Genomic DNA, 13,153 nt, shown 5'->3' with positions numbered 1-13,153 from the left:
AAACTTTGCCATTAATAAGTGTGTTCCTCTTTTGGAAATTCTCTTTTACTAACTTCATCTGCGTAGTTTTTTATTGCTTCTTTAACCAAAGTTGCGCCATCCATATATTTTTTAACAAATTTAGGAGTGAACTCTTCAAATAGTCCAAGCATATCCGAAAATACTAAAACTTGACCATCAACATCAGCTCCGGCGCCGATTCCTATAACAGGAACTTCAACACACTTTGCTATTGCAGTAGCTACATCAGTTTTAACACCTTCTATAACCATACAGAATGCTCCAGCTTTTTCAATAGCTTTAGCATCTTCGATCAGCTTCAGTTTCTCTTTCTCACTCTTACCTTTAACCTTGTACCCACCCTCACTTCTTACTGACTGAGGAAGTAATCCGATATGACCACAAACTGCAATGCCGTTAGATGTAAGATGCTCAACTATATATGCTTTATCTGCTCCACCTTCTATCTTTACACAATCAGCCGAAGTTTTCTGAAAAACTCTTATTGCATTACGAAGCGCATCTTCTTTATTTGTATAAGTCCCAAAAGGCATATCACATACTACAAAGCTATTTTTTGCGCCATTACACACGGCATTGGTATGATATAGCATTTGCTCCATTGTTGCGCTTAGCGTATCATTTTTACCGGCAAAACTCATGTTTAAACTATCGCCAACTAAAATCATATCTGAGCTAGGTTCAAATAGTTTTGCAAACAGTGCATCATACGCTGTAATCATAACTAGAGGCCTTACACCCTTTGTTTTTTGTATAGAAGTTATTGTCATTTTTTTATTCATAAAAGTATTTTAACTAAAAACTGATACAATTGCACTAAATAGGAGAATTACTTTATGGGCATAAGAAGTGACTTAGATAGTAACTTTGATTTTGAGATCGTTGATGAATTTTTGGATCACTACTCTATGATGGTTGAGAGTATGGAAGTAATGATTTTAGATCTTGAAAAACCTAATAAGTACAGCAGAAGTATCGATGAACTTTTTCGTGTATTTCACAATATTAAGTCTGCATCTGGGTACTTAAAAATTGCACCGATGGCTAAACTATCTGCTTTTGTAGAAGATGTACTTGAAGAACTGAGAAAGACTCATGAACTTCCTAACGGTGATATTGTCACCTGGTTACTTGCGATAAGTGATATGTACTCTCAATGGCAAGATGATTTAAAGCTTGATAATAATTTGAGCCATATCAAGTATTCTCTATTAAAAACACCATACTTAGAAAAATAACAAAACTGGAAAAAACTTGAAAAAACTTGTAGCTTATATAACTTCTGCTTACCCGGAAAAATCTTTTACAATAGACCTAGCCTTAGCACTTGGTGATAGCGGTGTTGATACACTTGAACTTGGTGTTCCTTTCTCAGATCCTGTTGCAGATGGTCCTTTAATTGAAAAAGCAAATCATAAAGCCTTAGAATTAGGCTTTAAATTTAAAGATCTACTAGAGATCTCAGAAATTGTCGCACCAAAAGTTGACACTCTATGGATGGGTTACTTCAACAGCTTTTACCAGCAAAATATGGACAAACTAATTCCTTTAGCATCTAAGCTCGGAGTAAATGGTCTTATCATACCAGATTTGCCGCATGAAGAAGCTCTGCCGTACAGCGATCTGTTTAAAGCCAACTCAATGAGTAACATTAGTTTTGTAGCTCCTACTGACTCTGAAGAGAGAATCAAAGAAGTTGTAAATGATGCTCAGAAGTTTATCTATATGGTAGCGTACACAGGAATCACAGGTTCTGGTCAAGCTGAAAATCTACAGCCATTTTTAGGCTCTATAAAAAAGTACTCACCTACTCCTGTTTATGTAGGCTTTGGAGTAAATGCAAAAACTGCTAAAGAGAAAGTTGAAGGTGCGGATGGAGTTATTGTTGGAAGTGCGTTCATTGATATACTTTTAAAAGACTCTCTTAGCTACTCTGATAAAATTAAGCAGTGTGGTGAGTTAGCTAAAATAATCAAAAACGAGATTAATTAAAATAAGCTTTTTTTATCGATGCTTTATAGTCAACTTACCAAATAATGAACCATCTATATTTTCAACACTAAGCGTAGCATCTATGGGTGACTTTCTATTTTCTAAGACATTAATAAGATCGTGAAGAACAAGACCATAATTTCTAAACATAGGAAAAGAAACCTCTTTTACTAAAGCGTCATGAATCTGCTGAGATAGAGCTTGAAGAGCGCATCCATATGCACTATCGTTTGTCACAAACTGAAGATAGTAATTACGCATTAGCTCTATGTTAGCTAACCAAGCTTTTTTTTCATCTTCACTAAGCGTCTCGTTTGTCTCTACTCTATCCATTAGCTCTTGTACTAAATTATGCGCTTTTTCATCTCTAGATGCTATAACTTCATTAAGATTCCCTATATGTTTTTTTAGAGCTTCCATAAGTTCACTACTGCTATACTCTTTACCTTTTGTATTGTAAAGATGCTTTGTAGCTTCAGTGGGACCATAACTCAAAGCTTCTAGCAGATCAATAGCAGGACTGAGTAAAATATATTTATCGGGCTTTGTATCATCAAAACTCACACCTTTGCTTGAAACCCTAGGCATAGAACCTACATATTCTAATTTCATAAAATCTCCCTATTTATGTTTTAACTATTTTAACATAAATTATTGGAGTTGTTCATATGGTGATTTCAATGAACCTGCATCTTTTTTAAGCTCGGTAAATATCTTTTGAATCCACTCTCTATATGAATCTTTCATAAGTTCTTTAAGAGATTTTTTTTGAGCGTCAATCATCATCTTAACACTAAGTTGAAAGTCATCTTCGTTAAAGGCTTGATCTACTTCAGTCATAGCAGCATCTACACCGACCCAACTTGCAGTTCCGGTTACCACTCCACATAACAAAGCCCAAGGACCACTCGGTGCACATATAGTTAGTCCTGCAACTGAACCACCTATAAATGAAGAAGCTTTTGCGGCTCCCTTTGCTCCAAACTTTAGCAGCATTTTAGACATTACACTCTTAGATATCGCACCACTTATCAGTAAAGTCCCAGTAGCACTTAGACCTTTTTTTGCCACATCTCTGGAGTTGGCTTGAAATATATCATCAAAATTTGACTCCAAAAAGCCAAGTTCAGTTTGGTGCTGGGCTTCTAAAGAGTTTAGGCTCTCATTTAACTCATCTTGAAAGTTAGTCATAGACTCTTTTATACTCTCATTGATTACATTAGAAGCATTATCAACTCTAGCAGAAAAATCATTTTTATCAAACAAGAAGTAGTTTATTTTTGATTGAATCTCACTATCTAGCATCTGAGAGTCACATTGCTTAAGCTTATAGCCATTTGGAAGGTACTGGTTATAGTATGGAACCAAATAGTCATTTTTGTATCCACAGTAGAGACTATAGCCCTTTAGAATGATTCTTGTGTACTCACCTTTTACAGAGTAGTAATAATCACTAAGCTCAGGGATAGAACCATATACAGGTTCAAAGGCAAGGTCAACCTCAGCATCTATTACACTATTTATTTGCTCTATTAACAACTGTTCACTTGAGTTTAGTTTTGTATTTAAGACCTTGTCAACTTCCTTGTAGGCTCTATTTATTTGAGTCTGTACATTTTGCATGTGCTGTCTCTCATAGAGATGATTTATGCTCATAGTGATTATGAAAAGTAGTAGTATCGTAGCTATAAAACCAAAGATGAAATAGTTTCTATGCTTACCCTCTTCTTTGTAAATAATTGACTTTGACACGGAGACACTCAGAAGAAGTTTTGAGTAACCCCAGGCAAATACTCCCTGAGATACAAAAAGATATAACAGCCAAACATAGATGCCATTAGCACTCTCAAGATTACCGACAGATGCACTCATAAATTTCCACTCAAGAAGTTCTTTGTATCTAAGAGTGGAAGATAAAAAGTTTAGTATTTCACAACTAAATACTTTTATCTCATAGGTTGGTGTGCTAAAGAACTGATACAACACAAAAGTAATAATTAAAAAGAGCGTGTTTATCCATACAGCCCATCTTCTGGCAATAGCATCTAAAAATCCCTCTTTTACTTTTAAAGAGAGCTTCTTTTTCACCTTGGAATATATCAACCAAATGAAAAGAACATCAAGACCTAAAATCAAAAATATCACTGCATCAAGATATATACTACCAACAAGAATTATGACAGATACACTAAAGCCTACTATTAGTGATAAGAAAAGAGTCAGCCATACACTTTTAACGATGCTAAAGAGAGATGTGTTTTCATGAAAAAGAGTCTCTGCTATTGCATACTTCTTTATAACTTGCATCTCTGATAGAGCAATCATTAGAAGTGTAGTAAATGCTAAAATATATAAAATAAATACTATACATGATGAAAAACCTACTATCAAAGACCAGACAAATAAAAACAGAAATATCAACAGGCTTTTTAACATATAGATTTACCTGAAGTTTAGTTTTTTATTGCCAACGACTGTAGGCTCTTGTAGATGCATATCTCCCATCTTAAATGATTCATCTTTTACATTTACATAGACTTCATTGTATAGCATCTCTACATCATCTCTGCCTTTTAAGATAGAGTCCATCACATAGTATGAAAAGAGTCTATGTCCTTTTTGCTCATACATGTTGGAGTATTGAGTCCCTCTTCCTGCAAATAAAATTACCATTTTTTTCTTATTAAAGCTTACTTCTTTAGGGACAAGTCTCGTAGCTGCTACACCTTTTATCAGGTGTGCGCCATCATTACCGCCACTAAAACAACTGTCTATTATTGCTATTACCTTATCTGCATCTGTTTGAGAAAGAAGGTTATATATATTTTGCATTTTAAAAAACTTATCATCACTTGCGAACTCAGGTTCCACATCATTTGGTAATAGATATGGCTCATTTTTCTGACTAGGAACAGGTATGCCATGTCCATTATAATAAAAATATATCGTATCTCCGGCTTTAACCTGACGAAGCAGTCTTTTCATCTTGTTTTTTATTCTTCCCATAGTCGCTTCACCGTCTACTAAGACTAAACTATGGTGATCTTCAATGCCGTACTTTTTCTGCAACAACTCACTAAAGAGTTCTGCACTTTTTTTCGAGTATTTTACATCTGCTGTGTACTCATAGTTTTCTATGCCTATTGAAATCAACCACTTAGTAGAATCTGCAGGAGCTTTTTGTATTTTTTTAAACCTATCTCTTAAAGTTGCTTCATATACTTTAGCTTCTTTTTGTGCAATATTTTTATTTCTAAATCTCTTACTTAATGTTTGTATTCCATAAGCCTTTGCTAGATATTTTTCATCAAATATAGCTTTATTGTTTAAGTAATCTTGGGCTGCTTCTAAAACTCTGTCATATCCATCAACAATATCTGCATCTATTTCATAATCCGGCTTTATACCGATATTATGAATACTCTTGCCGTCTGCTAAAAGATACTCAGCAACAGTAAGCTTCACTGACTCTTCTTCATCTATAGGAAGAATAGCTTGTACATAGCCTTTTCCAAAACTTCTCTCACCCATTAGAGTTGCACGATGATGAACTTGCAAGGCACCACTTACAATTTCAGATGCAGAAGCACTTCCTGCATTAATCAACACAACCAAAGGTGCCTCTGTTAAAGTTTTTTCTTTTGAAGTGTCATATGACACTTTATCAAAACTTGAGCGACCTTGCTGAGTGATTATATTGCCTCTGTTCATAAACATATCAACCACGTCTACTGCTTCAGAAAGCAGTCCACCAGGATTGTTACGAAGGTCTAAAATAATACCCATACCGTTCGTTTCATAATTTTTAATCGCTTTAGATAAATCATTTATAACTTTTTTGTCAAACGTTGATATCTTCAAATATAGTATATCGTTAGGAAGTTCTCTGGCATCTACAGATCTTATTTTTATGAGTTCCCGAACAATAGTAATAGGAATCAATTCACCTTTTCTACTAATAGTAAGATTTATAGAGGTGTCAACCTTTCCACGCATCAAACTTACGGCTTTATTTAGTGACATATTTTCACAAGGAAGCTCATTGATTTTAAGAATAATATCACCTGCTTTTATACCTGCTCTAAACGCAGGCGTATTATCCAATGGGGATACAACAGTTAATTTCTTTTCTTTTTTACTTACAGTGATTCCAAGTCCACCAAATACACCTTCTGTTTGAACCTTCAACTCTTGCATATGTTTTTTATCTAAATAGCTAGAATGCGCGTCTAAGGAGTTCATAGTTGAATGTATCAATATGTCATAGACTTCTTCGTTTGAAAACATCTGTTGTAGTAAAAACTCTATGATTGTTTTTATTTTTTCATATGCACATTCTTTAGAATCAGCGCCATATTTATTATCATAAAAAGTAAATTTTGTATTGATTTTTTTCTTAGCATCTGCATTTAAAAGGGATGTAGATGCTAAAAACTCAGCTATACCTTTATTTATTATTTGATCTTTAGTAAATGCTATATAGTAGTATTTTTCTACACTTGAGATTACCTTATCGTACTTTACTTTAGCATCAAGTCCAAAGAGAGAAGTAGTAAAAATAAAAAAACTTAAAACTGCAATTATAATTTTCATCTCACTCCCTAAGGTATCAATTTTAGTTATTTTATCACTACCTTACTTAATTCATTTAAATGGGAGGGAGATAATGAATTTTGCTCAACGCTGTGTATTGACTACGTCTAGTTTATCTCTACAATGTTCTTCAATTATAGTTTTAGGTATATAAAGAGCTAGTCCTGTGCCATCTTAAATCAACTTTGCACTAAAGTAAAATATGCATATTTCTATTTTTTAGTAATAATAAAAAGGTGTAAGTATCCGTAATACTTTAGCAGTTTAATGTTTTTTTCTACATTCATATCATTTTGAAGTTCTAAAAAGAAGGCAGTTAATTCATCATCGTCTAAGTCACCTAGGTATGAAAAATCGCTATGATCTTCACAGTTAAGACGTACCAGACGATGGCTTGGAGCTTTTGTATCTAATATCCATATTTTCATACTGGCATTATATACAAATATCTCCCAACTCTATTTTAAAACAGACTCCATCATCTGTATTTGTTGCATTTATATTTCCCGCATGATGCTTTTCAATAATCGTCTTAGCCATATATAATCCCAACCCTGTTCCACTTTTTTCGTCTTTGGTAGAGAAGTAAGGGTTAAATATTTTATCCATTAGCTCTTCTGCAATACCTCCGCCATTATCACATATTGAGATTGTTTTATCTTTAGTGCTAATTTTAATATATCTTTTTTCTATATCTTTTTCATTAAAGTTATCTTGAGCATTTTTCAAGATATTTAGGATAACCTGAATCATCTCATTACTGTAAAGTTCTATATCAATATTTGAATTATAGTTCTTGATTATTTGGATATTGTCATTTAGGAGTGAGGCTTGGATTATATTTAATGACTTTGAAATCACCTCGTCTAGTTTTACGCACACTGATTCTTTATTTGGTTTATAAAAATTTCTAAAATCATCTATAGTAGCTGTTAGATTTTGTACATACTCATTTATATCTTTTATTTTATGAAAAAAATACTCTCTATATTTCTCTCTGCCATCTTCTTTTGTCAAATCAAAAGATTCCAGTTCCATCTTTATCTGTAGATCTATAGAAGCTGATGAAATTGCACCAAGAGGTTGTCGCCACTGATGAGCAATCATACTTATCATTTCACCCATTTGTGCCATTCTCGTTTGTTGTGCAAGTAGTTTTCGATTCTCTTTAAGGCTTCTTTCTACTTCTCTAATATCTGTAATATCTTTATCGATACCTTGATATCCAAGTAAGTTTCCATTGTTGTCTAAAATGGGAATAGCACTTGTCAATACAGTAACTTTATGCCCATCTTTATGAGTATGCGTATTTTCCATGTTTACTATATTTTCTTTTTTTTCAACATAAGCAGCAAATACTTCCTTAACTCGGATAGCTTCTTCTTCACTCATAAAGTCAAATGGTGTCTTGCCTTCCACTTTGTCAGCATGGTAACCCAAAAAATTATAAACATTTTCACTACAATAAGTATATACACCACTACTGTCTACTTCCCATAGCCAGTCACTAATATTTTCGAGTATTTCTTTATAACGCAGCTTTTTCATTGGTTATGTTATTATTATTTTCTTTACGATAATATTAAATATAGCAACAATAATAATAGATTATAATCTAATTAAACAATCTAAGATCTTAAAATCTGTCACTGATCAAAGGCAATGAAATAGTAAAACAACTGCCAGATTTAATATTTTGCACGCTTAATGCACCTTTCATTCTTGTTTCAATAATATTTTTGGCAATATAAAGCCCTATTCCCACTCCATGTGAGTGATACTTAGTAGTAAAATATGGATCAAAGATTGAGTCTATTATGTCAGCATCTATGCCATTGCCATTATCGTATACTTCTATGATTCCTTGATTATTTTTACAACTTAGTGTGATAGTAATATTACCTTGTTCTATATTCTTTTCTTCAATATTTATCTTAATAGCATCTACTGCATTGTTTAGTAAAATGAACATTACCTGCTTAAACTCATTCTCAACACCATAGAAAAATATATCACAGTTAACAGTTAAAGTATGAATAATTTTATTACTCTTAAGTTGAGCATTGAGAATCGTTAAAACATCCTCAATACTTTTTTGCGGAGAAAAGCTGATCATTTCTCTCTCAGGATTGAGAAAATTACGAAAATCATCAATTGTCTCAGACATATAGTTGATGTTAAGAGAGACAATCTCCATTTTTTCATGAAACTCTTGCTCACTCATCAGACCAAGAGTGTACTGAGTTTCTAAGTTGGCTGTTGCTAATCCAATAATATTTAGAGGTTGTCGCCACTGATGTGCAATTGACTCAACCATCTCACCCATCGCAGCTTGACGAGACTGATGAATCATTAAACGTTCTTGATTTTGCTGTTTTTCAATCTCTTCTTTAACTCGCTTTTCAAGATTAACATTAAATGATTTTAGCTGTTCTCTTTGTTGATCTAAAATTTTAAGACTTTCTTCTAAATCTAGTTGTATTTTTTTAAGTTTTGTTATATCACGCCCTGCACCCACTGTCCCTATTATATTTTCATCTTTATCATAAAATGGAGCCTTATATACTTCTAGGTAAAGTAGCTCTCCCTTTACATTTCCGTACTCTTCAAATTTCATAGCTTTATTGTTATCTATGACAACTTGATCAGAGTTAAAACATAGTTCACCAAAAGTATGCCAATCTGGACTTTCTTTGTGGGCTTCTCTCTCTCGAAGAGCAAAAAAGACATCATTTTTGCCTATAGGTTCATCTGTGTCTTTTGCCATTAGTAAGCCGTCACATATAGATTGATTTGCATAAAGATATATTCCATTTAAATCTTTAACCCACAACATATCTGGTAGATGCTGAGTAAGAAGTTTTAGCAATTCTGAATTGTGCTCTTTTAAATCTTTAATTTCAAATGGCATAATTGTCCCTTAATTGTTCTTATAAAATATAAATACTATTTAATATTATGACGTAATGTAATAAAGAAGTACATAAAATTGTAAATATATTTTAAAATCTGAAGATTTATAAGTAACAAATATTAAATACAACTGGTGATTATATAGAACTAACTATGGATATTTGCAGCTCTTCTCAGTAAGTTTATATTTAAAAAGCTGTATTGTAAAATCTAATAATTTAAAGTGTCAATTAATTTTACATATTTTTTGTATAATAAAGAACAACATATAATAATTTTATAGAAAGAAAACACAAATTTATTAGGAATTAAAATGAAAAATCAGCATAAAAACAACATTGCAATGTTTATAGATTGTGATAATGTAAGTTCTAAATATATAGAAAGTATATTCGATGATTTATCTCAATACGGAACTGTAAACATTAGAAGAGCTTATGGAGATTGGAAAGATAAACAACTTTACGGCTGGGAAAATATTTTACAAGATTATAATATTAAACCTATTCAGCAGTTTGCTTACACAAAAGGCAAAAATGCAACAGATATAGCTATGATAATTGACATTATGGACATCTTGTACACAAAAGATCTTGAAGCTATTGTTCTAATAACTAGCGATAGTGATTTTACTCCTATTGTCACAAGAATATTATCTGATGGGTTAACTGTGTATGGATATGGAGAAGCAAAGACTCCCATGGCATTTGTAAATGCATGTTCACAGTTCATATATGTTGAAAAATTAAGTGTATTACTTAATGATGAAGCAGTGGAAGACATTTCTAGAAATAACAAGCATCAAGCTATTACAGAAGCTGTTACAAAATATGTTGGAAATAACTATGATATACGAAAAGACTATAAACTTATTAATTTGCTTAAACAAGGTGTTGATGTAACATCAGATGAGCAAGGATGGGCAGATGTTAAAGATATGTCTATGTATATAAGAAAAAATTCTTCTTTTTCTCAAGTTAACTATGGATTTAAAAAAATGGGCGACCTTATCAAAGCATTGGACTTATTTGATATGGAATATGTAGGAGACAGAAAAACTCAACTAATGATAAGAATAAAAAGATAATGCCATGGGAATTCATATACAACATAATCAACTCGGTGACTTAAGAGAAAAAATAATATCACGAAAAAAACAAATTGAACGTCTATCTGATACCACTGGTCAAGCAAAAAAAATGTTCGAAGATTACATTCAACCTATTATGAATGTATATCAGCCAATTATTTCACCATTAGCCAGTCATAACACTAATCTATTCTATCGGGCACGTAAGTGCCTAAATAATGAACCTTTTTATCATATTAAACATTTATATAATCCGCCAAACCCATCTGGAAGAGCATTTTCATCTTTAAGTAAACCAACTTTATATGGCTCGTCTTCTATTCAAACAAGTTTAGCAGAAATAGAAGTAAAGATAGGTGACTTAGTAAATATTGCCATTTTTGACTACACTGAGATAATGAAAGATGATTTTTGGTTTGTTGGTCAACTTGGAACATTCTATAAATCACAAGAAGAGACACGATATCTAGAAAATTTAAATGTTTTACATAAACCATTTCATACAGATGAAGAAGTTCTTATTTCACTCGTATTTAAGGATTTGCTAATTAATGAAATATTTTCAACTCTCTCTAGTGATGAAGATAGATATGAACTAAATCAATTTTTGATAGAAAATGTTGAAAAGTCTATTTCGAAAGATAGAAGATTTAATGGTGTTGTATTTATTAGTACAAAAGATGCACCTGGTGTAAATTTCGCAATATACGGAGAGGCTATTAAAGATTTGAAATTGAGTATAGTTAACTTAATTGAAATTACTAGTATTGATGACTATGGATGTATTGGCTATAAACACTTACAAAGTTTATCTTCACAAGACGGTAACTTGCATTGGAGTAAAGACATATAAGGAGTAGAAGTTTCCTTGGTCAAATTCAAGCCAAATCCACAATATTGTCTTTTAGTTTTTCCAGTTATTTTTAATTACATTAGACAACTCTTTTGTTTGTAAATCGTATCCCTCTACAAAATATGATTTATTGACAGCTTTTAGATCATCACAAGTTTCTAAAGAGTTATCATATACTTCTTCCGCTGTATAATTAAAGCATTCATAAGTATTACCATCCATATCTTCCCCTCTAGCGTATTTTCTACCTATTCTAATATCAATTAAACGATTATGTATTTCTACTTTAATTTTTTCTTTTTCTTTTTCTTTAAATAATCTAAACACTTAGTTCCTTTTATTCATTGGTCTCCCTACGTGGACTCGAACCACGAGCTATCCCTTAGGAGGGGACTGCTTTATCCAGTTAAGCGATAAGGAGAGTTACATTAAATCAATGCCGTGAGTGTCATTAATTTAATTTGTTATGTAATTTTTAGAGGATTAAGTTCTTAGTTTAAAGATAAGAATTTTTTTGTTACTTCAACATTAAGTCCGGCTTTACTACAAGCTGTTTCAATGTTCTCATGATTATCTAATAATCTTAAAAGTACTTTTACTCTTTGTGTCTGATTTATATTTATAATTGACATTTGTTTTCCTTTTTGTTTTAAATTTTCATTAAATCATTTAACAATAGGGAGATAACAAGTTGACGGGTTCTAAAAGTGTTTAATGTGGCTTAATGATACGATACGTAAGTCTAGTTAAATTGTTTAAAAAGTGTTGTTATAAAACCTATAAATAAAGGATTTAAAATTGGTTGCGGAAGCAAGATTTGAACTTGCGACCTTCGGGTTATGAGCCCGACGAGCTACCGAACTGCTCTATTCCGCGACATTTGTAAGATTAAATCAAGATTTTAAAAAATGAAGTAAAATTGTTTCTTCGAAGTAAATATGGTGCGCCCGACACGATTCGAACGTGTGACCGCTGGTACCGCAAACCAGTGCTCTATCCAGCTGAGCTACGAGCGCACACCATCTCTTTTTTGAGAGGCTGAAATTATAGCACCTTTAACTTATAGTATCCTAAATTAAATACTAAATTTCCGTTTTTCTTAAAATCTTTTCTATTTCCTTTTCTTGTAGAAATATTTCATGAGTCTTTTTTACATATGCATGAAGCATTTTTTTTAAATCATTATTCCCATCAATGTTGAAATCTTTAGCCATGTTCTGCTCTAAAAATGGTGCAAAATCATCTTCTACATCAACATCAAAACGACGCCCACCTATGTGTAAACCTATTTTTTTGCTCATAAAACTTTAGCCTAAAATACTTTCTATTTTTTCTACTATCTCTTCTATCTCAATATCTTTCATTATATTTTCTTCTCTAAGCTTTTCTATTTCTATATCTTTTACTTCATTTTCAGCTTTTAATGTAACCACTTCTATACGAAAATTTTTATTCTCTTCTTTCAAAGTGTTATAGTTTTGTAGTATTTGTGATACTTTATCGTTTAATTTGTCTAAATTTGTTTGATTTTGCATTAAAATCCCTATCTATGTTATATGGGTATAATTCTATCACAAATATTCTAACCTTAACTTTACTCATCTGAATAATTGCTTTGTTTTTTAACTTATTTTTACTGTTTAGTATTTGATTAGAAAAACTTTAGTTATAATAATTTTTTATACCTACCA

15 protein-coding genes and 3 tRNA genes are annotated in these 13,153 nt (G+C 32.1%); 4 read left to right on the top strand and 14 right to left on the bottom strand.

Annotated features, from left to right (window positions below; all coding sequences use genetic code 11):
- Window positions 1-11 precede the first annotated feature (11 nt).
- On the bottom strand, window positions 12-803 hold the full coding sequence (panB, locus tag SMGD1_RS09160; protein ID WP_008341177.1) for a 3-methyl-2-oxobutanoate hydroxymethyltransferase: 792 nt from the start codon (window positions 801-803) through the stop codon (window positions 12-14).
- Window positions 804-857: 54 nt separating this feature from the next.
- On the opposite strand from panB, the gene SMGD1_RS09155 reads away from it, so the two are divergent.
- Together SMGD1_RS09155 and trpA are read left to right on the top strand one after the other, a co-directional pair.
- Window positions 858-1,259, top strand: coding sequence for an Hpt domain-containing protein (locus tag SMGD1_RS09155; protein WP_008336004.1), 402 nt, complete (start codon window positions 858-860; stop codon window positions 1,257-1,259).
- A gap of 16 nt (window positions 1,260-1,275) precedes the next feature.
- Window positions 1,276-2,013 (top strand): tryptophan synthase subunit alpha, encoded by a 738-nt coding sequence (gene trpA, locus SMGD1_RS09150; protein ID WP_008336597.1) that lies wholly within the window; start codon window positions 1,276-1,278, stop codon window positions 2,011-2,013.
- Window positions 2,014-2,025: 12 nt separating this feature from the next.
- Here the strand turns inward: trpA and SMGD1_RS09145 are convergent, their stop codons facing one another.
- The 6 genes from SMGD1_RS09145 to SMGD1_RS09120 all read right to left on the bottom strand — a co-directional run bounded on the left by SMGD1_RS09145 (window position 2,026) and on the right by SMGD1_RS09120 (window position 9,517).
- Window positions 2,026-2,625 (bottom strand): ubiquitin family protein, encoded by a 600-nt coding sequence (locus SMGD1_RS09145; RefSeq protein ID WP_008335538.1) that lies wholly within the window; start codon window positions 2,623-2,625, stop codon window positions 2,026-2,028.
- A gap of 39 nt (window positions 2,626-2,664) precedes the next feature.
- Complete coding sequence (locus SMGD1_RS09140) at window positions 2,665-4,449, bottom strand: hypothetical protein (protein ID WP_139064133.1); 1,785 nt, start codon at window positions 4,447-4,449, stop codon at window positions 2,665-2,667.
- 6 nt (window positions 4,450-4,455) lie between these two features.
- Window positions 4,456-6,606, bottom strand: a complete 2,151-nt coding sequence (locus tag SMGD1_RS09135; RefSeq protein WP_008336994.1) for a S41 family peptidase — start codon at window positions 6,604-6,606, stop codon at window positions 4,456-4,458.
- A gap of 212 nt (window positions 6,607-6,818) precedes the next feature.
- Complete coding sequence (locus SMGD1_RS09130; RefSeq protein WP_008335590.1) at window positions 6,819-7,034, bottom strand: hypothetical protein; 216 nt, start codon at window positions 7,032-7,034, stop codon at window positions 6,819-6,821.
- 7 nt (window positions 7,035-7,041) lie between these two features.
- Complete coding sequence (locus tag SMGD1_RS09125) at window positions 7,042-8,154, bottom strand: PAS domain-containing sensor histidine kinase (RefSeq protein WP_008336005.1); 1,113 nt, start codon at window positions 8,152-8,154, stop codon at window positions 7,042-7,044.
- An 88-nt stretch (window positions 8,155-8,242) separates the two neighbouring features.
- Entirely contained in the window at window positions 8,243-9,517 is a 1,275-nt protein-coding gene (locus SMGD1_RS09120) for a PAS domain-containing sensor histidine kinase (RefSeq protein WP_008335583.1), read from the bottom strand.
- Window positions 9,518-9,832: 315 nt separating this feature from the next.
- Here SMGD1_RS09120 and SMGD1_RS09115 point away from each other — a divergent pair, with 315 nt between their 5' ends.
- Window positions 9,833-10,606, top strand: coding sequence for an NYN domain-containing protein (locus SMGD1_RS09115; protein ID WP_008335506.1), 774 nt, complete (start codon window positions 9,833-9,835; stop codon window positions 10,604-10,606).
- Window positions 10,607-10,718: 112 nt separating this feature from the next.
- A complete protein-coding gene (locus tag SMGD1_RS09110) occupies window positions 10,719-11,462 on the top strand; it encodes an RES family NAD+ phosphorylase (protein WP_241761465.1) in 744 nt (247 codons plus the stop codon).
- 51 nt (window positions 11,463-11,513) lie between these two features.
- Here the strand turns inward: SMGD1_RS09110 and SMGD1_RS09105 are convergent, their stop codons facing one another.
- The 7 genes from SMGD1_RS09105 to SMGD1_RS09080 all read right to left on the bottom strand — a co-directional run bounded on the left by SMGD1_RS09105 (window position 11,514) and on the right by SMGD1_RS09080 (window position 12,997).
- The gene (locus tag SMGD1_RS09105; protein ID WP_008335878.1) at window positions 11,514-11,789 is read right to left on the bottom strand and encodes a hypothetical protein; all 276 of its coding nucleotides are present in this window, start codon (window positions 11,787-11,789) and stop codon (window positions 11,514-11,516) included.
- Window positions 11,790-11,807: 18 nt separating this feature from the next.
- Window positions 11,808-11,883: transfer RNA gene (locus tag SMGD1_RS09100), tRNA-Arg, on the bottom strand.
- A 70-nt stretch (window positions 11,884-11,953) separates the two neighbouring features.
- Complete coding sequence (locus SMGD1_RS14745) at window positions 11,954-12,094, bottom strand: hypothetical protein (protein WP_008336104.1); 141 nt, start codon at window positions 12,092-12,094, stop codon at window positions 11,954-11,956.
- Between the two features lie 167 nt (window positions 12,095-12,261).
- A tRNA-Met gene (locus tag SMGD1_RS09095) sits at window positions 12,262-12,338 on the bottom strand.
- Between the two features lie 63 nt (window positions 12,339-12,401).
- Window positions 12,402-12,478 (bottom strand) — tRNA-Arg (locus SMGD1_RS09090).
- Between the two features lie 66 nt (window positions 12,479-12,544).
- Window positions 12,545-12,763 (bottom strand): hypothetical protein, encoded by a 219-nt coding sequence (locus tag SMGD1_RS09085; protein WP_008335827.1) that lies wholly within the window; start codon window positions 12,761-12,763, stop codon window positions 12,545-12,547.
- A 6-nt stretch (window positions 12,764-12,769) separates the two neighbouring features.
- Window positions 12,770-12,997: a hypothetical protein gene (locus tag SMGD1_RS09080; RefSeq protein WP_008335534.1), complete on the bottom strand. Its 228-nt coding sequence runs from the start codon at window positions 12,995-12,997 to the stop codon at window positions 12,770-12,772.
- Between the last annotated feature and the right edge of the window lie 156 nt (window positions 12,998-13,153).

It is taken from the genome of Sulfurimonas gotlandica GD1 (assembly GCF_000242915.1).
Taxonomy (GTDB): Bacteria; Campylobacterota; Campylobacteria; order Campylobacterales; family Sulfurimonadaceae; genus Sulfurimonas; species Sulfurimonas gotlandica.
This window is presented reverse-complemented; position numbering and strand designations above follow the sequence as displayed.